Source organism: Nonomuraea sp. NPDC049421 (genome assembly GCF_040677005.1).
In the GTDB taxonomy this organism is placed as follows: domain Bacteria; phylum Actinomycetota; class Actinomycetes; order Streptosporangiales; family Streptosporangiaceae; genus Nonomuraea; species Nonomuraea salmonea.
In genome coordinates, this window is the sequence record NZ_JBFAQA010000032.1 from 1 (window position 1) to 19084 (window position 19084).

The 19084-nt window shown below is 71.2% G+C and carries 20 protein-coding genes and 1 pseudogene; 10 read left to right on the plus strand and 11 right to left on the minus strand.

The window, feature by feature from the left end; genetic code table 11:
- Positions 1 to 102: 102 nt before the first annotated feature.
- The gene (locus AB0K18_RS39840) at positions 103 to 708 is read right to left on the minus strand and encodes a hypothetical protein (RefSeq protein WP_364925681.1); all 606 of its coding nucleotides are present in this window, start codon (positions 706 to 708) and stop codon (positions 103 to 105) included.
- Positions 709 to 739: 31 nt separating this feature from the next.
- Positions 740 to 1609 (minus strand): aldo/keto reductase family oxidoreductase, encoded by an 870-nt coding sequence (locus tag AB0K18_RS39845; RefSeq protein ID WP_364925682.1) that lies wholly within the window; start codon positions 1607 to 1609, stop codon positions 740 to 742.
- A 107-nt stretch (positions 1610 to 1716) separates the two neighbouring features.
- On the opposite strand from AB0K18_RS39845, the gene AB0K18_RS39850 reads away from it, so the two are divergent.
- Positions 1717 to 2127, plus strand: coding sequence for a helix-turn-helix domain-containing protein (locus AB0K18_RS39850; protein ID WP_364925683.1), 411 nt, complete (start codon positions 1717 to 1719; stop codon positions 2125 to 2127).
- On the opposite strand, the gene AB0K18_RS39855 is transcribed toward AB0K18_RS39850, so the two are convergent.
- Entirely contained in the window at positions 2060 to 3229 is a 1170-nt protein-coding gene (locus AB0K18_RS39855; RefSeq protein WP_364925686.1) for an MFS transporter, read from the minus strand. The two genes, AB0K18_RS39850 and AB0K18_RS39855, sit on opposite strands and share 68 nt — an antisense overlap.
- 56 nt (positions 3230 to 3285) lie before the next feature.
- Between AB0K18_RS39855 and AB0K18_RS39860 the strand changes: the two genes are divergently transcribed.
- Together AB0K18_RS39860 and AB0K18_RS39865 are read left to right on the plus strand one after the other, a co-directional pair.
- The gene (locus tag AB0K18_RS39860; RefSeq protein WP_364925688.1) at positions 3286 to 3831 is read left to right on the plus strand and encodes a CGNR zinc finger domain-containing protein; all 546 of its coding nucleotides are present in this window, start codon (positions 3286 to 3288) and stop codon (positions 3829 to 3831) included.
- Between the two features lie 168 nt (positions 3832 to 3999).
- Positions 4000 to 4278, plus strand: a complete 279-nt coding sequence (locus tag AB0K18_RS39865; protein WP_364925848.1) for a winged helix-turn-helix transcriptional regulator — start codon at positions 4000 to 4002, stop codon at positions 4276 to 4278.
- Positions 4279 to 4471: 193 nt separating this feature from the next.
- On the opposite strand, the gene AB0K18_RS39870 is transcribed toward AB0K18_RS39865, so the two are convergent.
- Positions 4472 to 4834, minus strand: a complete 363-nt coding sequence (locus AB0K18_RS39870) for a MerR family transcriptional regulator (protein ID WP_364925690.1) — start codon at positions 4832 to 4834, stop codon at positions 4472 to 4474.
- A 67-nt stretch (positions 4835 to 4901) separates the two neighbouring features.
- On the opposite strand from AB0K18_RS39870, the gene AB0K18_RS39875 reads away from it, so the two are divergent.
- The 4 genes from AB0K18_RS39875 to AB0K18_RS39890 all read left to right on the plus strand — a co-directional run bounded on the left by AB0K18_RS39875 (position 4902) and on the right by AB0K18_RS39890 (position 10512).
- Positions 4902 to 5546 carry an SDR family NAD(P)-dependent oxidoreductase gene (locus AB0K18_RS39875; protein WP_364925691.1) on the plus strand — a complete coding sequence of 215 codons (645 nt, stop codon included), beginning with the start codon at positions 4902 to 4904 and terminating at the stop codon, positions 5544 to 5546.
- A 79-nt stretch (positions 5547 to 5625) separates the two neighbouring features.
- On the plus strand, positions 5626 to 6459 hold the full coding sequence (locus tag AB0K18_RS39880) for a hypothetical protein (protein ID WP_364925693.1): 834 nt from the start codon (positions 5626 to 5628) through the stop codon (positions 6457 to 6459).
- Positions 6435 to 9026: a PQQ-binding-like beta-propeller repeat protein gene (locus AB0K18_RS39885; RefSeq protein ID WP_364925694.1), complete on the plus strand. Its 2592-nt coding sequence runs from the start codon at positions 6435 to 6437 to the stop codon at positions 9024 to 9026. The genes AB0K18_RS39880 and AB0K18_RS39885 overlap by 25 nt, the downstream gene beginning before the upstream one ends.
- A gap of 100 nt (positions 9027 to 9126) precedes the next feature.
- Entirely contained in the window at positions 9127 to 10512 is a 1386-nt protein-coding gene (locus AB0K18_RS39890) for a glycoside hydrolase family 6 protein (protein ID WP_364925696.1), read from the plus strand.
- A gap of 267 nt (positions 10513 to 10779) precedes the next feature.
- On the opposite strand, the gene AB0K18_RS39895 is transcribed toward AB0K18_RS39890, so the two are convergent.
- From AB0K18_RS39895 to AB0K18_RS39915, 5 genes and pseudogenes are all read right to left on the minus strand, one after another.
- Positions 10780 to 12000 (minus strand): RNA-guided endonuclease TnpB family protein, encoded by a 1221-nt coding sequence (locus AB0K18_RS39895; protein ID WP_364925698.1) that lies wholly within the window; start codon positions 11998 to 12000, stop codon positions 10780 to 10782.
- Positions 11997 to 12566, minus strand: a complete 570-nt coding sequence (locus AB0K18_RS39900) for an IS607 family transposase (RefSeq protein WP_364925700.1) — start codon at positions 12564 to 12566, stop codon at positions 11997 to 11999. The genes AB0K18_RS39895 and AB0K18_RS39900 overlap by 4 nt, the downstream gene beginning before the upstream one ends.
- Positions 12553 to 13563: a hypothetical protein gene (locus tag AB0K18_RS39905; protein ID WP_364925849.1), complete on the minus strand. Its 1011-nt coding sequence runs from the start codon at positions 13561 to 13563 to the stop codon at positions 12553 to 12555. Before AB0K18_RS39905 ends, AB0K18_RS39900 begins: the two co-directional genes overlap by 14 nt.
- 110 nt (positions 13564 to 13673) lie before the next feature.
- A pseudogene (locus tag AB0K18_RS39910) lies at positions 13674 to 13751 on the minus strand (hypothetical protein); the annotation flags it as partial.
- 191 nt (positions 13752 to 13942) lie between these two features.
- Complete coding sequence (locus AB0K18_RS39915) at positions 13943 to 15256, minus strand: hemolysin family protein (RefSeq protein ID WP_364925701.1); 1314 nt, start codon at positions 15254 to 15256, stop codon at positions 13943 to 13945.
- Between the two features lie 403 nt (positions 15257 to 15659).
- Here AB0K18_RS39915 and AB0K18_RS39920 point away from each other — a divergent pair, with 403 nt between their 5' ends.
- Complete coding sequence (locus AB0K18_RS39920; RefSeq protein WP_364925702.1) at positions 15660 to 15932, plus strand: GlsB/YeaQ/YmgE family stress response membrane protein; 273 nt, start codon at positions 15660 to 15662, stop codon at positions 15930 to 15932.
- A 48-nt stretch (positions 15933 to 15980) separates the two neighbouring features.
- Here AB0K18_RS39920 and AB0K18_RS39925 read toward each other — a convergent pair whose 3' ends face one another.
- A complete protein-coding gene (locus AB0K18_RS39925) occupies positions 15981 to 16643 on the minus strand; it encodes an SAM-dependent methyltransferase (RefSeq protein WP_364925704.1) in 663 nt (220 codons plus the stop codon).
- Between the two features lie 137 nt (positions 16644 to 16780).
- Here AB0K18_RS39925 and AB0K18_RS39930 point away from each other — a divergent pair, with 137 nt between their 5' ends.
- Both AB0K18_RS39930 and AB0K18_RS39935 read left to right on the plus strand, forming a co-directional pair.
- Positions 16781 to 17371 (plus strand): TetR family transcriptional regulator, encoded by a 591-nt coding sequence (locus AB0K18_RS39930; RefSeq protein WP_364925705.1) that lies wholly within the window; start codon positions 16781 to 16783, stop codon positions 17369 to 17371.
- A gap of 16 nt (positions 17372 to 17387) precedes the next feature.
- The gene (locus AB0K18_RS39935) at positions 17388 to 18323 is read left to right on the plus strand and encodes an NADP-dependent oxidoreductase (RefSeq protein WP_364925707.1); all 936 of its coding nucleotides are present in this window, start codon (positions 17388 to 17390) and stop codon (positions 18321 to 18323) included.
- A 113-nt stretch (positions 18324 to 18436) separates the two neighbouring features.
- Here the strand turns inward: AB0K18_RS39935 and AB0K18_RS39940 are convergent, their stop codons facing one another.
- Positions 18437 to 19057, minus strand: a complete 621-nt coding sequence (locus AB0K18_RS39940) for a hypothetical protein (protein WP_364925709.1) — start codon at positions 19055 to 19057, stop codon at positions 18437 to 18439.
- Positions 19058 to 19084 lie beyond the last annotated feature (27 nt).

The window sequence follows — 19084 nt, forward strand, 5'->3', positions numbered from 1 at the left end:
CCCTTCCATGGCGGTGTGTCTCGTGCCCTCATCACACCGGGAAGGGCCCGTCCGAGGCAGTGCCGTACGACCGTCGCACGAAGGACCTTGGTCCTCGGCCGGTCACGCGGGAAGCGAGCCGGCCTTCGCCTGGAGGAGGTCGGGTCTGTGGTGGCGGACGGCCTCGCCCATCGAGCCGAATTCCCACTGGGGGTCGATGGCGCCGAGGGGGATGGTGATTCTCCGGAGGCCCGATGCCGGGTCGATGGGCAGGCGGGCGCGGTGGGCCGAGAGCCAGGCGGGGGCGTTGGGCGGGATGTCGTACGTGCCCCAGCCTGCCAGGCCGACGCATTCCCTGGCGCCGGTCCGAACGGCCACCCTGCCGTCCCTGGTGATGGTGCGTGGGCTGGGGATCCGGCTGTCCACGACGGCGACGCCCTCGACGTCGTCCCAGGCCAGCCGCACGCGGGAGCCGTACCAGTCCTGCATCTCGACGCCCTCGGGAGAGAGGCGGGCGACCGTGGCGGCGGACAGCTGCCGCCACCTGACCGATCGCACCGCCGCGAGGGACACCGTCGCGCCCGCGGCGATGAGCACCAGGTCGAGCCGATGGCGGTCGGGGATGACGGCGATCATCACCAGCCATACGGGGATGAGGAGGATGGAAGGGAGAATCAGCCGGACGATGGTCGCGGGTGAGAAGGCGCGCGCCATGCGGAACTCTTCCATGGCCCCAACCTGGGGCCTCCGCGTCGTCGCGTCAACGCTGACCGGCGATGGTGTCCAGTTCGGCCAGGTCCTCGGGTGAGAGGGAGAGGGCGGCGCCGGTGATGTTCTCGCGCAGGTGGGTCACCGATGAGGTGCCGGGGATCAGGAGGATGTTCGGGGAGCGCTGGAGGAGCCAGGCCAGGGCCACGGACATCGGGGTCGACTCCAGGCGGGCGGCGACGGCCGAGAGGGCTGAGGACTGGAGCGGGGTGAAGCCGCCCAAGGGGAAGAAGGGGACGTACGCGATGCCTTCTGCGGCGAGGCGGTCGATGAGCTTGTCGTCGTGGCGGTGGGCGAGGTTGTACAGGTTCTGCACGCACACGATCGGCGCGATGCCCTGCGCCTCCGCGACCTGCTCCTCGGTGGCGTTGCTGACCCCGAGGTGGCGGATCAGGCCCTCCTGCTGCAGCTCGACGAGCGTTCCGTACGCCTCCGCCAGCGAGCCGGGCTGGGGGCCTTCGGCGTCGCCGAGGCGGAGGTTGACCAGGTCGAGGACGTGGAGACCCAGGGACTTGAGGTTGTCGTGGACCTGGCGGCGCAGGTCCTCGGGGCGCCGGGCGGGAGGCCAGCCGCCCTGCTCGTCGCGGGTCGCGCCCACCTTGGTCGCGATGTGCAGCGACTCGGGGTAGGGGTGCAGGGCCTCGCGGATCAGTTCGTTGGTGATGCGCGGGCCGTAGGCGTCGCTGGTGTCGATGTGGGTGATGCCGTGGCCGACCGCTTCCCGCAGGACGGCCAGGGCGCCCTCGCGGTCGGCGGGCGGGCCCATGACCCCCGGGCCGGCCAGTTGCATGGCGCCGTACCCGAATCGGGTGACGGTCAGGTCTCCCAGGGTCCAGGTGCCGCCGGGAAGGGATGTGCTCATGTGGGTACCTTTCGTGGTTGCTCTGCATCATTATTGGGAAGCAGCTTCCTTTCGGGAAGTAGGCACTCAGAAGTGCGTAACCCACCCGCGGGTGAGAGGTGTGAGCGGTGGCGACGATGAAGGCGGCCCAGCAGCGGGCTCAGGCCAAGGCGGAGTACAACGCGTTCCTGGCGGGGTGTCCCAGCCGGCAGCTGCTCGACCGCATCTCGGACAAGTGGGTCGTCCTGATCCTGTGCGCGCTGGGCGGCGGTGAGGACGGCCCGAGGGCGATGCGGTACTCGGAGATCTCCCGCATGCTGGCCGGGGTCAGCCAGAAGATGCTGACCCAGACGCTGCGGTCGCTGGAGCGTGACGGGTTGCTGACCCGTACCGTGACGCCGACCGTCCCCGTCACCGTCTCCTACGAGCTGACCGACCTCGGCCTCTCCCTCCACGACCTGACGCGCGGGCTCAGGAGCTGGGCGCAGACGCGCATGAGCGAGGTCCTCGCGAACCGCGAGGACTACGACTCCAGGTGAGGGCCGCGAGCGCCGACATGGTGGCGGCCAGGATGAGGGCGGCCGTGAGCGACCAAGTGGCGAGCGGGCCCGCGATCGCCGCGCCCAGGGCGAAGCCGGTGATCTTCAGGCTGGCTCCGGTGGTGAAGATCTGGCTGCGCAGCCGCTCCGGGGCTTCGCGGTGGCGGATCGCGAACAGGGCGGTGAGCTGGGGGCCCTGGCCGATGCCGACCAGCAGCATGGCGGCGACGAGCACGGCCGCGTGATCGACGGCGGCCAGGGCGAAGGCGGCGGCCTGCAGCAGGGCGCTCGCCCAGACGACGGTGTCGGGGGAACGCGGCCGCCGGGCGAGTACGGCGTTGGCGGCCAGGGCTCCGGCGGCCGCGCACGACAGCAGCAGCGCACCACGGTCGGCGTCGCCCAGCACCCGTAGCCCGAGCAGCGGCAGGCAGCCCACCAGCATGCCTTCGGCCGTGCAGCAGATGACCGAGACCAGGGTCGCCCGGAACAGCGGCCGGTTCGCGATCATGACCCGTGCTCCGGCGGGCAGGGAGCCCGCTTCCCGTGACGGTGGACGGGCGGGCAGCGTCCACGCGCTGGGCACCGCGAAGCCGATGAGCGCCACGGCGACGACCACGGCCGCCGGCGCCCCCAGCAGCTCGGCCACTCCCCCGGCCAGCGCGGGACCGGCCAGGCTCGCCACGCTGAAGGTCATCGCGTCGAACGCGTTGGCCCTGGACAGCCCGGCGGGCGGCACCACGCGGGGCAGCTGGGCCGTCCAGCCGCCCGACAGCGCAGGCCCCAGCAGCCCGGTGAACAGCGCGATCACCACGCTGATCGCGATCGGCAGATGCCCGAGCCCCATGAGGATGACGCCCAGGCCCGCCGCGTACAGCGCCAGCGCGCAGGCCAGCAGCCGGCCCGGCCGCGCCGCCCGGTCGAGCAGCGCCCCGAGCAGCGGGCCGCCGACCGCCGCTGCGGCGGTGATCCCCGCGAGCAGCGACGTGGCGTCGGTGGCCGAGCCGGTGACGGCGAATCCCGCCAGCATCAGGGCGGGCCCGGACATCTCGTCGCCTGCGCGGGCGGCCACCGCCCCGGCCAGGTAGGACCTGATGGAGTACACCCGCGCGACCCTAGCTGCGTAACGCAAAACATAGCAATATGCGTTACATTGCCAGGATGCCGCACACCGACGACTGGTCCACCCGGCATTCCGTGCTGACCATGGCCCGGCGCACCGCCGCCCTCGTCAACGCCCTCACCGCCGGCGCCTCCCCCGAAGGCATCGGCGAGGTGCTGCGCGCGTACGGCGAGCTGGACCCCATCGAGGTGACCGAGCAGGACGTCGCCGCCATGCGGACGGCCGCCGCCCTGCTACGGGACGTCTTCGCCGCCACCGACGCCGACGCCGCCGCCACGGCGCTCAACCGCCTCCTGCGCGAGCACACCGGCCCGCTGCGCCTGACCTCGCACGGCGGCACCACGCCCTGGCATCCGCACCTCGACCGCGACGACGACGGCCCCTTGGGCGAATGGTTCCTGACCTCGTCCTGCATGGCGCTGACCGTGCTCGTCTGGGACACCCAGCGACCGCCCGGCAAGGTCTGCGCCTCGACGAACTGCCGGAACGTGTTCATCGCCCAGGGCAACGGCCCGGAACGCCACTACTGCTCCCGCCGCTGCGCCACCCGCGAACGGGTCAGGGCCCATCGGGCCGCACGCTAGGAGCGCCGCAGGTCGCAGGCGGCCCTGGCGTGCTCAGCCGCGACCTCGCCGTCCTCCAGGATCTCGACGCAGAACGCGGTGACGAGCGAGTTGCAGGCGTCGATCCTGGCCTGGGTCGTCGGATAGCCATGACTATTGAGGTAGGCGAGGCAGTCCTGCGGCGACCCTCTGGTCGAGCAGGGCGTCCTCGAACGCCGCCCCTACGACGCCCGCCCCCGCTACGAGTACCACCTCACCGGCAAGGGCGCCGACCTCGTCGAGATGCTCATGGTGATGGCGCGGTGGGGCGACCGCTGGCTCGCCGGCGAGGCAGGCCCGCCCGTCCTCTACCGCCACCATGCCTGCGGGCAGATCGCCCACGTCGAGCCGGCGTGCAGCCACTGCGGCGAGCCGATGCACGCCGGCGACGTCGACCCCCTGCCGGGCCCCGGCTCGGCCGCCGGGTGAGCGCCGTGGACGTGTACGAGGCCGTGGACGGCCGCCGGGCCGTGCCGCGAGACCGTCGGCCGCATCGTCGGAGCCGATGACACGCTCACGCTCCTGTGCGGCGTGCCGGTGGGGTTCGAGCGGGAAGGCGTGCCGGCGCTGCGTACCGATCGTGCGGACATGTCGGAGATGATGACCTTCGTCGGAGCGTGACTCAGGGTTCGCGCAGTGCCGCGTCGAGGAGTGAGTCCAGGGCGTTCTGCGAGGTCTGGAGCTGTTCGATGGTCTTGGCGATGCGGGTGCGTTCGCGGCGCAGGTCGTCGATGAAGGTCGGGCAGTGGGACGGGGTGATCAGGCCGTCGGATCCCTGGATGCAGTCCAGGACGCGGGCGATGACGGCGGTGGGGAGCCCGGCGGCGAGCAGGGCGCGGATGTGGCGGACGGCGGCGACGTCCGACTCGCGGTACTCGCGGTAGCCGTTGCCCAGCCTGATGGGCCTGAGCAGGCCCTGTTCCTCGTAGTAGCGCAGCAGCCGCCTGTTGACCCCGGTCCTGTCGGCCAGGTCCCCGATCCGCATGCCTTGACCTTCACATCGATGTGAGCCCTTACCGTCCCGAGTATCGCCGAAGCGAGGAGGAGATCAGATGGCGGGGGTTGTGATCATCGGGGCGGGTCCTGGGATCGGGCAGGCGGTGGCGCGCAGGTTCGCCAGGGAGGGGATGCCGGTCGGGCTGATCGCCCGCAGCGAGCGTACGTTGCGGGGCGCGGCTGGCGCGGTCACCGGCGAGATCGTCACGTGCCGGGCCGACAGCACCGACCAGGCCGGGCTGAACGCGGCGCTCGACGAGGTGGCACGCGCGCACGGCGTCCCCGATGTGCTGGTCTACAACGCGGCGATCATCCAGGCGGACGCGCCGGGTGAGCTGTCCGTACGCGGCCACATGGAGGCCTGGGCGGTGAACGTCGCCGGCGCGCTCAACGCCGCCGCCCACGTGGCGCCCGCCATGGCGGCACGCGGCCACGGCACGATCCTCATCACCGGCGGCATGCCCGAGCCCAAACCTCAGTACGTGAGCCTCTCCCTGGGCAAAGCCGGCGTCCGTACCCTGGTCACGCTGCTCGACCAGGAGTACGGCCCCGCCGGCGTCCACGTCGCGAGCGTCACCGTGGCAGGACCGGTCGCCCCTGGCACCGACTTCGACCCCGACGACATCGCCGAGCACTACTGGCGCCTGCACACGCAACCGCGCGGCCGGTGGACCCACGAAGCCCTGCACGCGGCGCCGTAAAACCCGGAAACCGCTCCTGCGCGCCCGGACTCCTGCCTACGCTGATCCTGACCATCGGATGTAGAGGAATCGCGTCCCCATGGGCAGAGCTCGCCGCAGCAAGCGCACATCGGCCGGTCGTGACGTCGCGCCCGAGCGGCAGCAGGACGGTGAGGGCCGGCCGAAGGGGCTGGTGGGGTGGCTGGCGGGCATCGTCAGCGCCGTGATCCTGGCCGCGTTCGGCGTCGTGTTCACCGAGTGGTACAACACGCATGGCTCCGACACGGTCGAACGCGTACGCGGCACCGCCGCCATCACCGTCGGCCACGTCAAGGTCGACTACTCGGAGCGCGACACCGTCCTGCGCGAGCCCGTCACCGAGCCCGACGACCGGGCGGTCATGATCGCCACCCACGCCGACGAGCAGCGGCGGCAGGACGTCCTCGCCCGCCACCGCAGGGCGCTCATCGACCACATGGACGTCACCGTCGTCCTGACCGGCAATCGCAGCAGCGCGCGCATCGTGGGCATCGAGCCGCGCGTCCTCGCCCGCAAGCCGGTGTCCAGGGGCGCCCGCCTCATCGCGATCACCGGCGGTGGTGAGACCGACACCGTCCAGCTGGCCGCCGACCTCGACCGTCCCGCTCCCCGGTTCACGACCGCCAAGGGCGCCGCGTACTTCAAGGAGAAGCAGATCGACCTGAAGCGGGACGAGCCGGTCACCTTCACTCTGCGCTTCATGGGGAAGAAGGCGTACTACGAGTTCGAGTTGCGGGTGACGGTGCTCGCGGACGGACGTACGGAACAGGTGACCGTCAAGGCCCCGGACGGCGGGCCGTTCCGGCTGACCGGCAAGGCGTCCCGCTACCAGGCGTACTACCGCGAGCTGCCGCACGGAGGGTGGCGGCCGTGCGACGGGCGCCGTCCATGCTGATCGGCCGCTGGCTGCGGGCGCTGGCGGCGCTCGTGGTGACCGCCGCGCTCGCGGTCGCCGCCGACGGGCGGCCGCCTCGGGACCTCATCGGGTGGAAGGAGGCCTGGTCGGTTCCTGCCGGGAGCATGGCCGCCCTCAACGCGCTGGTCGGAGACCACCTGCTCATGGCGGCACGGGACGGCTCGGTCACCGTACGCGAGGCCGGCACGGGCGCGGTGTTGCGCACCATCGCCACCGGCGTCACCTCCCCCACCGAGATCTCCGCCGATGCCGGGATCGTCTTCCTCACCTCCTCGACGGAAGGCGTGACGAAGTGGGTCGTGCACGCCCACGACCTCACCTCCGGCCGTTTCTTATGGCGGCACACGGTGCCCACGTCAGGCGGCCGGGGCCTCCCCCAGGTGCAGGCGGTTGGGCCCCTAGTCGTCCTCCACCAGAACGGCCACGGGCTGGTCTCGCTCGACGCGCGGACCGGCGCCGTACGGACGCGTACCGGCGACCCGCCGGGTTGCCACGGGTGGACCGCCGGAGCCTCCAGGTCCGTGATGCTGCTGACCCGCTGCGAGCGCGGTGGCGTCCAGCTCGCCTCCTACGACCCGCGCACGCTGCGCGGAAACTGGACGCGGACGCTGCCCGCCACCCCGGACGCCGACACCCTGTTCGTGTTCGAGCCGGCGCCGGAGGGGTTCGTCGCCGTGAAGGTGCAGGACGAACGCTTCCTCTTCGACGAGGACGGCACGCGGCTGCCCCTTTCCCACTGGCCCGGCGACGACCTGCCGTTCTGGGTCGGCGCCCACCCCGACGCCCACTTCCGCCCGGGATTCGACTTCAACGGCGCGTGGCCGCTGCCCGGCTTCCTCCTCTCGCGCGAGCGGGGCACCGGCCGCCTGGTCGGGTTCCCGCTGGACAGGCCGCTCGCGCACGCCACGACCTTCGTGGGTGCGACCTCGCGTTTCGCCTTCGTCCACGATGACGAGCGGGTCACCGCGTTCCGCCCCGTCTATGGACGGCCCGAAGGCCCGGTCGCGCTCGGCGGCGTCCCCTTGCGCGATTGGCCGGACGCGTGCTCCTTGCTCACTTCGAAAGACCTCGGCGAGGACGTCCGCCGCGTCCCGGCCACCAAATCTCTGGGGCGGCTCTCCTTGCCCGCGGCCTGCGACTACGTGCCGGATGACGGCGACGTCATCTCGCTCGCCGTGAGCTGGGTTTCCCAGGACGCCGGCGCCGTCTTCGCCGCGACGACCGGGCAGGTCAAGGGGCGCGAGAGCTTCGACTACGACCCCACGTCCGAGGCCGAGGGCATCTTCTCGTACACCTTTCACGGGGCCGGCGGCACCGGCAGCGCGACGCTCGTCAACGTGGGCCCGGTCATCGTGCATCTGACCTCGCAGTCCCGGCTGCTGCAGCGCCTGGCGGCGGGCCGGGTCCGCGACAACCTGATGGCCCGCTACCGGCCAGGCGCGCGCGTCCCGCCCCGTGAGCGGACGGGCGGCTGGACCCACCTCGCGGAGGCGGGCGTCCGCGCCGATCCCGTGGTGGACGGCGACGTCGTGTACGCCGGGGCCGACGACGGACTGTACGCCCTGGACGCCGTCACCGGGCGCTTCATCTGGAGGTCCGTTCCCGCCACGCCCGAACTGGTGGACGGCGTGCTCTACGGCGTGGGCAACGGCGTCGCGGCCATCGACCCCGCGACAGGACGAACCCGATGGCTGCGCGAGTTCGACGCCAGGAACGTCGTCATCCAGGACGGCGGCGTGTACGCAGGCGCCGGCTTCTCCCACGTCCTCGCGCTGGACGCCGCCGGCGGTAAGCGGCGGTGGCGCGTCCGTGTCCCCGGCTCTCTGGGCGACGTGGCCGTCACCGCCGGCACCGTCTACGCGACCAGCCGCAAGGGCCCGAACGGCGACGAGCGAGGCGTACTGTCCGCTTACGACGCCGCGACGGGCGCGCTGCGCTGGCGTTCATCCACGGGCACCGCCGACGCCGTCCCGACCGGGCACCTCATCGCGGCCGGCAAGACCGTCTTCGCGGTCTCCGACGGGCGGCTGACCGCGTTCGACGCCGCGACGGGGAGGGCGCGATGGCGGAGGGAATCCGGCCACATCGCCCTGAAGCCCGTCGTGATCGGCGACACCGTCTACGTCGGTCACTACGGCGGGCTCACGTACGCGCTGGACGCCGCAACCGGCAAGGAACGCTGGCGGCTCACCCCCGAAGCCACCGCCGGCTCATGGAGCGTCACCGAGTCACGGGGAACGCTCTACGTCGGCGGCCAGAAGCTGCACGCCCTGGACCCCTCGACCGGACGCGAACGCTGGAGCAGGCCGATCACCGCCACGGCGTCGGTCCACGGCGACACCGTCTTCGCCCAGGACGACAACGGCACCCTGCACGCCCTGGACGCGGCGACCGGGGCGTCCCGCTGGAGCTTCCAGACCGGCAGCCACTTCCAGACCCGGCCCGCCGTGGCCCATGGGCTGGTGTACGTGGGCGGCTCGAACGGCAACCTCTACGCGCTGCGCGCCAAGGACGGGGTCCCCGGGTCGTACGTGGCCGGTCCCTGATCGGCGCGTGAGAGCGACTTTTCCCGAGATGTCATCAAATTTCGTGATCTTTGTGATATCCACGACGCGAGATCCAGCACTCCCAGAAGGGAAGCACTACGTGCGACTGATCACTCACGCGATCGCGCTGGCCATGACCCTGACGGCGTTATGCGCGGCCCCCGCCACGGCCGCCGCCCCCGAGCTCATCGTCAACGGCACCTTCACCAGCGGCACCGCACCCTGGTGGAACTCGGCCAACACCACGATGGGCACCGACAACGGCAGGCTGCGGGTCGGCGTGACCGGCGGCACCGCCAACCCGTGGGACGCGATGGTGGCCCAGAACGACATCCCGCTGGCCCAGGGCAGGACGTACACGCTGTCCTTCACCGCCTCCGCCGGCACCGCCGTGAACGCCGTCGCCACCGTGCAGCTCGGCGACGCCCCCTACACCAACACCCTCACCGCGCCGATCTCCCTCACCGCCAGCGGCAAGCGCTTCAGCCTTCCCTTCACCTCGTCCCTGAGCACCGCGGCCGGCCAGGTCACCTTCCAGCTCGGTGGCGGCGCCGCCCACACCTTCTTCCTCGACGACGTCTCCCTGACCGAGAGCGGCCAGTCCTCCGGCGGGCCGCTCGACCTGACGAACGGCTTCTACGTCGATCCCGAGTCCAACCCGGCCAAGTGGGTACGCGACAACCCCGGCGACGCCCGCGCCGCGCGCATCCAGTCGGCGATCGCGTCCAAGCCGATGGCCTTCTGGGTCGGCGGCTGGTTCGGCGACGTCAGCGCCACCGTGTCCTCCTACGTCGCCGCGGCCGACGCCGCCGACCGGCTGCCGGTCCTGGTGGCGTACAACATCCCCGGCCGCGACGCCTGCGGCGGCCACTCGGGCGGCGGCGCCGGGAGCGAGAGCGCGTACCGGACGTGGATCTCCGCCTTCGCCTCCGCCATCGGCGACCGTCCCGCCGTCGTCGTCATCGAGCCCGACTCCCTTGGCGACTTCGCCTGCATGGACGACGCGGGCATCGCGGCGCGCAACCGCATGCTGACGTACGCGACCGAGCAGTTCCGCGACCACGCGCCCAACACGTGGGCCTACCTCGACGCGGGCAACGCCGGCTGGGTCGCCGCCGGCACCATGGCCCAGCGGCTGCAGGACGCGGGCGTGGGCAACGTCCGCGGCTTCGCCGTCAACGTCTCGAACTACTACACGACCGCGCAGTCGGCGGCGTACGCGTCGGACGTCAACGCCGCCCTGGGCGGCGGCGCGAAGTGGGTGATCGACACCAGCCGCAACGGCAAGGGCTCCAACGGCGAGTGGTGCAACCCCGCCGGCCGCCTGCTCGGCACGCCGGCGCAGGTCGGTGGCGACGCCGGCACGGAGCTGCTGCTGTGGGTGAAGGTCCCCGGCGACTCGGACGGCAACTGCGGCATCGCGCCCGGCACGCCGGCCGGGACGTTCAGCCCTGAGCTGGCCATCCGCCTCATCGACGGCTCATAGCCGGAAGGGGTCCGCCTGTCAGGCGTAGTGGCGGGGCAGGCGGACCCCGCTCAGGGGGACCACGCGATCCGGCGTGCCCAGCCACTTCCGGCTTTCGCCGGACGGCGGCCGATCCAGGACGAAAAAAAGGACGAGCGTGCTGTAACCGTTCGGAGAATCTCAGTGATCCTCTTGCCTGCTTCGCTGGCATCTGCCTCGAGTGCTCGAGGTCTTACGTCGCCTCCACAGGCGTTTAGCGTCTCCGGGGAACTGCCCGGCGACGTGGAACTAGGCCGCGGCCTGCTCGAGCGTCATGGCGTTCAGCAGGTTGCGGGCGGCGTTGACGTCACGGTCGTGCTTGAGCCCGCACCCGCACGACCACACCCGATCCGCCAACGTCAGATCCCGGTTGATCGCTCCGCAGGCGCCGCAGAGTCTCGAGGACGGGAACCAGCGGTCAGCCGCCCACACGCTCGAGCCGTACCACTGCGCCTTGTATCGGAGTTGGCGGAAGAACTCGCCGAACCCGAGATCACTGATGGTCCGGGCGAGCCTGCGGTTAGCGACCATGCCGGTCACGTTCAGCGTTTCGACGGCGATAGCCCGCTTGGATCTCGCGAGCATCGTCGTCGTCTTGTGCAGAAAGTCGGCCCGCTGGTGGGCCACTTCGAGGTGAACGCGGGCGAGCCGCGTGACGGCCTTGGCGCGGTTGCTCGATCCGAGCCTTTTCCTCGAGATCGCCTTGTCCGCCCTGCGGAGCTTGCGCAGTGCGGCCTTGAGCGGCTTGGGGGCATCGAGTTCGGTGACCGTGCCGTCGTCGTCCACGATCGTGGCGAACGTCTTCACCCCGACGTCGACCCCGCACGCCGGCGCGTCGCTCGAGACCGCACGGCGTTCGTTGATATCGGTCCGGTCGATCTCGAGCTGGAACGACACCCACCAGTGGCCCGCCTGCTCGCAGACGGTGGAGCCGACCACTCGAGCACGACCATCCGCGATGCGGTCAGTCAGCCACGACATGTCCTCGCGTGTGCGCACCTTGCCGACCATCGGCAGGTGCACCGATCTCGAGGTGTGCGGACGGGCGGTCTGAGCGTCGTAGCGGAATCTCGAGCCGTGCTTACGCTTACGCCAGCCGGGGAAACCGACCTTCCGGCCCTTGCGCTTGCCGGACCTGAAGTCGAAGAAGTTCTTGAACCCGGCCGCCCGGACGCGGCACGCCTCCTTCGGCACTCTGGAGGACAAGCCCTCTTCGGTGAACCACGGGTAGCGGGCGCGGTGCTCCAGACGCCACAGCCGCTCAAGCGCCGGGGCCGACCATGGAACCTGGGTCAGGTCCGGCTCCTGCACGCCGTAGCTCTTCTCTGCCATCCGCTGCTCGAGTGCGGCCTTCACCTTCTCGAGGCAGAAGTTCTCCACGACCCGCGACAGTCCGGCGTGCCGGCCGAGTCGGGCGCGCTGCTCGAGCGTCGGGGCGAGTTCGACGCGGAAGCCCTGCCGGGAGGTCATGCCGCGTCCCGTGCTGCGCGCACCGCCGCCTTGGCGCGGCGCGATGCCGAACGCCGCCCGTACAAGCGAGCACACAACGACGTGAGAACTTCGGTCATGTCCCGTATCAGATCGTCGTCGAGTTCAGCGTCGTCGATCACGACGATGCGGCGGCCCACCGCCTCGAGCGCAGCAGACAAATGCTCGAGACCGAACCTCATCAGCCGGTCGCGATGCTCGACCACAATCACCGACACGGACGCGTCCCGCAGCAGCCGGGCCAGTTTCGGCCGCCTGCCGTTCAGCCCGGACCCGACTTCGGTGACCACCTCGGAGACCGTCAAGCCCATCCCGGTCGCGGCGGTGACGACTCGCCCGGCCTGGCGCTCGAGATCCGCCTTCTGGTCGGCACTCGACACCCGGCAGTACGCCACAGTCCGGCCGTCCCTGCCAGCGGACGGCTCGAGTACCAGGTATCGGCCGGTTGCGGTCTTGACGACAGGGACGGGCATCTTGCCGTCCCGGGCCCACTGCCAGGCGGTCTGGTAGTGGACGCCGTTCCGCCTGGCCCACTCAGAGAGCTTCACACACTAATGATCTCACATAAAGACTGATGAAAACTGATGATTCAGCTGATAACTGAGAGCCCTCTCTCCGCAGCTCGTAGCAGAGCGCCTCGCCCAGCCGGGCGAGCTGCCGGGGGCGACGGGGCCTGGCCATGCGGAGGTAGCGCAGCTCACAGGCGTCAGGAGCGGGATGTCCGAGCACGGCGCCGACGACGCCGATCAGCTCACTGTGATGGTCCAGCCCGAGGACCATCAGGAGGCGCCGCTCCCCCGCCCCGGCGTCCTGGAAGATCTCCCTCCGCAGCTCGTCCACGCTGCGCGCGCCGGTCAGCGCGGTCACCAGCGGTTCGTCGTACGGCTCGTAGTCGCGGACGCGGTCCGCCTCTCCCAGCCGCAGGTCCAGGTACGCGTCGTGCGTGCAGGGCATCATGAACCCGTGCCGGCGCGTGCAGCCGGGATCCCAGTGGTAGGCGTGGTGGATGAGCGAGGCGGCCAGGTCGGGGTGCGCACTCGCCCAGACGTCGTCGAAGGCATACGCGTGCTCGTAGACGGTGCCCTTCCGCAGGACCATCTGCACCAGGTGCTCTCCGACGTGAATGAGAGGCTCCCCCTCCGCACGGCCGAGCCGTTCGAGTGCGGGCGCGATGCCGGCCTCGCCCGGCCCCACCAGCGCTCGGAGCTCAAGGAGATGCTGGGGCCAGGCATCGGGATCGTGCGGGGGCCGTCGCAGCGCCGTGCCTGCTCGGGGCAGCCGGACGCCGGGGAACACGTACGTCTCGTCCCAGCCCAGAGTGTCGTGCCGCGCGTTCAGGCTCGTGAAGAGCAGGTAGGTGGCACCGGTGTCCCCGGCGGGCGCGAGCTCCACGCAGGGAAAGGGCGGGACGAACGGCTCCGGCCCAGGAGCGGCGGCATCGGGCAGCGGCCACGAGGGGTGGAGCGGGTAGGCCCACCGATCGGGCTGCTCGGCGACGCGCGCGTCATCGACGAAGCAGAACGCCTCCTCCAGGTCGATGCCCATGCTCCTGATCCGGACACTGTGATCGTCGATGTGCAGCTCGTTGTCGGCGCCCGCAGGCAGGCCATGGTCGCGATCCTGTGCAGCCAGTGGTGCGGCGGCGCCCGGCCCTCGTAGCCGGCCAGCCCGCGCCAGGCCCGCAGCAGCGTCTCCTGCGTCGCGTCGTCGGCCTGGTCGATCGAGCCGAGCATGCGGTAACAGTGCAGGTGCAGGGCACGCCGGTGCGGCGCGACCAGGGCGTCGAAGGCCGCGCGATCGCCGCCGCGGGCGGCGGCCAGCAGGTGCGCCCGACCGGCGCCGGTGTCCTCGACCGTGCTCACGGTCGCGAGCCTAGCCACCGGGTCCGACACGAAGCGCCGAGTACGCGGCGGCCCAGGTCCTGTCAGACGGTCTCCGCGGAGAGGTCGGGGGTTCCGGTCTCCGTGGTGGGGGCGGGGGACAGCCGGACGCGGACGATGGCGAGGCCCTCGACGGCGAGGACCTGCAGGCGCCAGCCGCCGGTGACGACGCTCTCCCCCGGAGCCGTGGGCACGTGGCCGAGCAGGGTCAGGACGAGGCCGGCGACGGTGGTGTAGTCGCCCTCCGGGCGTTCCTCCAGGTGCACGTCGATGTCGGGCAGGTCGTGCACGGGGAAGGCGCCGGGCACCACCACGCTGCCGTCGCTCTCGCGGACGGCTTGGAGGACGTCCCGGTCGGTCTCGTCGTAGATCTCGCCCACGACCTCCTCCAGGAGGTCTTCGAGCGTGACGATGCCGTCGATCGAGCCGCGCTCGTCCACGACGAGGGCGAACTGCTGGCGTTCGGCCTTGAAGCGGCGCAGCGCCTCGGCCACCGGCAGGCTGTCGGGCAGCAGGAGCGGCGGCCTGGCCACGTCCGCCGCGGTGACGGCGTTCTCGTCGGTGAGCAGGTCGCGCAGGTTCACGATGCCGGTGACGTCGTCGAAGCCGCGGGCGCCCACGACGGGGGCGCGGGAGTGGCCCGAGCCGGCCAGCAGGCGGCGGGCCTGCTCGACGGGGGTGCCGGCGTCGAGGGTGAAGACCTGGCGGCGGGAGACGAGCACCTCGCGCAGCACGCGTTCACTGATCTCGACGGCGCCGGAGATGATCAGGCGCTGTTCCGGGGTGAAGCCGCGGTGGGTGGCGACCAGGTCGCGGATCTCCTCTGGGCTGATCTCCTCCCGGTGCCGGCGCGGGTCGGCGCCCATCAGCCGTACGGCGAGGTCGGTGGACTTGCCCAGCGCCCACACCACCGGCCGGGACACGGCGGAGATCGCGCTGAGCGGCCGGGCCGCCAGCATGGCCCAGCTCTCGGCGCGCTGCATGGCCACCCGCTTGGGCGCCAGCTCGCCGAAGACCAGGGTGAGGAACGTCAGCACTATCGTCACCAGCACGATGGCCACCGGGCCCGCCGCGTCGCCGAGGAAGCCCAGCAGCGGCACCAGCGGCTCCGACAGCGTGACCGCCGCCGTGGCGGAGGCGAGGAAACCGGACAGGGTGATGACGAGCTGGATCGTGGCCATGAACCGGTTGGGGTCCCGAGCCAGCCGGACGAGGATCCGCCCGCCCTGGCCGCGCTGCTCCAGCCTGCGCAGCTGGCCATCGCGCAGCGAGATCAGCGCCAGCTCGCTACCGGCGAAGATCGCGTTGACGATGATCAGTACCACGACCAGGCCCAGTTGAACCCAATAGCCGTCCACGGCAGACATACTCCTCGACACGAGAACCCGGCGGCGCGCCGGTGATGGGGGAAGCCGGCGCGCCGACGCTGCGGGGCCGGCGTGTGAGGCTGCGGGACGTCTCGTTCACGGCGATCGGGACGACGGCGCCCGGGCACGGCCCGCCTTCCGGATGGGCGCATGGGTGACGGGACGCCGGGCGGCGGCCCGGCCTGCTCCTGCACTCTTCCACTGAAGAGCCGTCACTCCACTCGTTCATGATCCGTTCACACAGCTATGTTCATGAACGCGACATAGGTCAACAAAGTTCCCATAGCCACAGTGCTCGTTTGCGCGCGTGCACCATCGGGAAGCAACGCAATGCCGACGTGTCTCTGCGACCTGCCGCATCAATGTCAAGCAACCACCAGAAGGGCGGCGCAGCATGGAAGTCACCGGTATCATTTCGGCGCTCATCATCGGCCTGGTCATCGGCGTTCTCGGGCGCCTGGTGGTGCCCGGGCGGCAGAACATCCCGATCTGGCTCACCATCGTGATCGGCATCGTCGCCGCCCTCATCGGCACGGCCCTCGCCGCCGCGGTCGGCGTCGCCGACACCCGGGGGATCGACTGGATCGAGCTGATCATCCAGGGCGTGCTGGCCGGGGCGGGCGTGGCGCTCGCCGCCGCCCTCTACGGCAAGCGCGGCACCACGTAGAAGAGGAGCCGGGCCAGGCTCAAGGGCAAGGGCCTGGCCCGACGATCGTCACCTCGCCGCGGGCGCGGCCTGGAGGACGGTGACGGAGAACGGCCGGTGGCTCTCGATCTCGACGTGGTGCAGGATCGGCGTCATGCCGCTGATGTAGGTGTAGAGGCGTTCGGCCTCGGGCCAGGGGTGGACGAGGGCCAGCAGGCCACCGGGGGCGACGAGCTCGGTCAGCCGGGCCGAGGCGAGGCGCAGGCGTTCGCCGCGGCCCAGGTAGTAGAGGGTCTCCGCGCAGAAGACGAGGTCGAAGGCGCCGGGCGGGGTGTAGGAGATCAGGTCGGCGCAGGTGAACGTCAGGCGTTCGCGGGCGGGACGTGCGCGGGCCCGGCCGAGTGCGCGCTCGGAGACGTCCACGCCGGTGACCTCGGCGTCGGGGTATGTCGTGGCCAGCATGTGCGTGAAGACGCCCTCGCTGCAGCCGACGTCGAGGATGCGGTGATAGGGGCGGGCGGGCAGGAGACGTAACGTCGTGGCGTATTTGTGCTGCTCGTAGTCGTCGGTACGGAGCCGCCAGGGGTCGGGTGAGCGGTGCCACCAGTTGAAGTAGCGCCGCAGCAGCACCGCCTGTGATCGGGGCGGGAGCAGCGACACCGCCTTGAAGAGGGCTCGGTGGAGGAGGTCGGGAAGGGGCTGCCGGTCAGCCTCGGGCGGGCGCGGAAGCATGCTTCGAATCTAGGTGCGTGCCTCCTGATCGTCATGAGCCTCAGGTCGGAGTTGCGATCTCGTACTCAGGAGGGAGGACCCCTGAGTATCAGGTTACAAGATTTGAAATCTGTCACCGATGGGCGTAGGTTCGCCGCGTGGAGCAGAAGCGCACCCCGCTGGACGCGGACACGATCCTGGCGGCCACCGAGGAGATCCTGCGCCGCCACGGACCGGACAAGGCGACGGTCGTGGACGTCGCCAGGGCCCTCGGGGTCAGCCACGCCGCCGTCTACAAGCACTTCGCCTCCAAGCAGGCGCTGCGCGAGGCCGTGACCCGGCGCTGGCTCGACCACAACCGCGACACCCTCGCCGCCATCGCCGCCGACCAGGGGATGCCGCCGGCGCGCCGGCTGCGTACGTGGCTGCACGCCGTCCTGGCACTGAAGCAGACCAAGATCCGCGAGGACCCCGAGCTGTTCGCCGCGTACGGGCACCTCGCCGCCGCCCACAGCACCGTCGCCACCGACCACGTCGCCGAGCTCCTGGGCCAGCTGACGGCCATCATCGCCGACGGCGCCCGCGACGGCGGCTTCCACACGAGCGACGCGGAGGCCACCGCCCGCGCGGTCCTCCACGCCACCGCCAAGTTCCACCACCTCGCCCATGCCGCCGAATGGCGGGAGCCCGGCATCGACACCGAGCTCGACGAGGTGTGCACCCTGCTGCTCGAAGGCCTCCAGCCGTAAGGAGTGACGCATCACCATGGTGTACGCAATCGGAGCAACCCAGCTGGGCGGACCCGACACGCTCGTCGAGTTCGACCTGCCGCCGCAGCCCCTCGGCCCCGGTCAGGTCAGGATCCAGGTCACCAGCGCGGCGGTGAACCCGGCCGACATCATGGCCCGGTCACTTCCGCGGCAGAACGGGGACGACACGGTACGGGTGCCGGGCATGGACGTCGCCGGCACGATCACCGAGGTCGGTCCTGACGTGGACCGGCCGCTGACGGCCGGGGACGCGGTCATGGGCATCGTGGTGCCCTCGGGTGAGCACGGCGGCTACCGGGCGGACCTGGTCCTGTCGGCACGGTCGGTGACGAAGATCCCGGCCGGGCTCTCGGACGCCGAGGCCGCCACCCTCCCCATGAACGGCCTCACCGCGCGGCACGCACTCGACACGCTGGCGCTCCCCTCCGGCGCGACGGTCGCCGTCACGGGCGCGGCCGGCATCCTCGGCGGCTACTTCATCCAGCTCGCCAAGGAGGCCGGGCTGGTCGTCGTGGCCGACGCCGCTCCGCAGGACGAGGACTTCGTCCGCTCGTGCGGCGCCGACGAGGTGGTGCCACGCGGGGACGCGTTCGTGACGGAGGTCCGCCGCCTCCACCCCGACGGCGTGGACGGGCTGCTCGACACGGCCGTCCTGGACGCCGCCGTGCTCCCGGCCGTCAAGGACGGCGGCACGCTGGTCACCGTACGCGGCTGGCAGGGCGACGGGACGGACCGCGTCCGCGTCGCCCCCGTCTTCGTCCTCAACTACGCCGAGGAGGCGGAGAAGCTGGACCGGCTCGCCGACTTCGCCGGTCAGGGACGCCTCACCCTCCGCGTCGCCGCCCAGTTGCCCGCCGCCGAGGCCGCCGAGGCCCACCACGCACTCGAACGGCCCGGCGTCCGCGGCCGCTACGTCCTGACGTTCGCCTGACCTGGGTCACCAGCACCCTGTACGGCAGGTGGATCAGCGAAGTCGGCAAGCCGATGCAACCCCCTTCGTCCGCCCTCTCCCGCCGGTTCGAGCGGGAGAGGGCGGACGGTCGTTCAGGCGGTCGCCGGGGCGGCGGCCGGTTCCTCGTCGGCGGCGTGCCACAGGCGGGTCGCCATCCACGCGACCCCCACCGCCGCCACCACCAGGCCGGTCAGGTAGACCGGGAGCGGCACCGCGTTCCGTAACGAACCGGGGATCATCCCCGCCGCGTACAGCACGACGCCGATCACCGGCAGCATCCCCGAGCGCAGGGCGGCCACGCTGAAGGTCAGGACGCCTGCGAGCAGCACGATCGCCGTGATCATGAAGGCTTGTCCCGTGCTTCCCGCCAGCAGGCCGGTCACCGCGCCGCCGCTGAGGTAGGGGAAGACGAAGTGCAGGATGTACTCGATGGCGAAGGCTCCGGCCAGGCCGGCGCTGTTGAGCACGTACCCGATCAGGCCCAGCGTGCCCGACTCCGGACGGATGAGCAGGTAGAGGCCGGTGATCGCGAGCAGCCCCGCCAGCGCCGCGAACGGTGCGATGGCGTGCGTGAACGCCGTCTCCGGCACGATCCCGCCCCGCCGGGCGGAGTTGACCACGAGCAACACGGCGCAGAGGAACCCCGCCGCCGCGGTGACCCGGTAGACGCGCATTTCGTCGGCCTTTCTCTCGATGGCTGTGATGCTCGTCATGATGCGCGCCGCACCGGGCCGTGCGGA

Bases quoted from the DNA above. Each gene is read 5' to 3' on its own strand.
- AB0K18_RS39840 (WP_364925681.1), bottom strand. From the start codon at position 708: ATGGAAGAGTTCCGCATGGCGCGCGCCTTCTCACCCGCGACCATCGTC.
- AB0K18_RS39845 (WP_364925682.1), bottom strand. From the start codon at position 1,609: ATGAGCACATCCCTTCCCGGCGGCACCTGGACCCTGGGAGACCTGACC.
- AB0K18_RS39860 (WP_364925688.1), top strand. From the start codon at position 3,286: ATGCCGCACACCGACGACTGGTCCACCCGGCATTCCGTGCTGACCATG.
- AB0K18_RS39870 (WP_364925690.1), bottom strand. From the start codon at position 4,834: ATGCGGATCGGGGACCTGGCCGACAGGACCGGGGTCAACAGGCGGCTG.
- AB0K18_RS39875 (WP_364925691.1), top strand. From the start codon at position 4,902: ATGGCGGGGGTTGTGATCATCGGGGCGGGTCCTGGGATCGGGCAGGCG.
- AB0K18_RS39880 (WP_364925693.1), top strand. From the start codon at position 5,626: ATGGGCAGAGCTCGCCGCAGCAAGCGCACATCGGCCGGTCGTGACGTC.
- AB0K18_RS39895 (WP_364925698.1), bottom strand. From the start codon at position 12,000: ATGACCTCCCGGCAGGGCTTCCGCGTCGAACTCGCCCCGACGCTCGAG.
- AB0K18_RS39905 (WP_364925849.1), bottom strand. From the start codon at position 13,563: ATGGGCATCGACCTGGAGGAGGCGTTCTGCTTCGTCGATGACGCGCGC.
- AB0K18_RS39920 (WP_364925702.1), top strand. From the start codon at position 15,660: ATGGAAGTCACCGGTATCATTTCGGCGCTCATCATCGGCCTGGTCATC.
- AB0K18_RS39925 (WP_364925704.1), bottom strand. From the start codon at position 16,643: ATGCTTCCGCGCCCGCCCGAGGCTGACCGGCAGCCCCTTCCCGACCTC.
- AB0K18_RS39935 (WP_364925707.1), top strand. From the start codon at position 17,388: ATGGTGTACGCAATCGGAGCAACCCAGCTGGGCGGACCCGACACGCTC.
- AB0K18_RS39940 (WP_364925709.1), bottom strand. From the start codon at position 19,057: ATGACGAGCATCACAGCCATCGAGAGAAAGGCCGACGAAATGCGCGTC.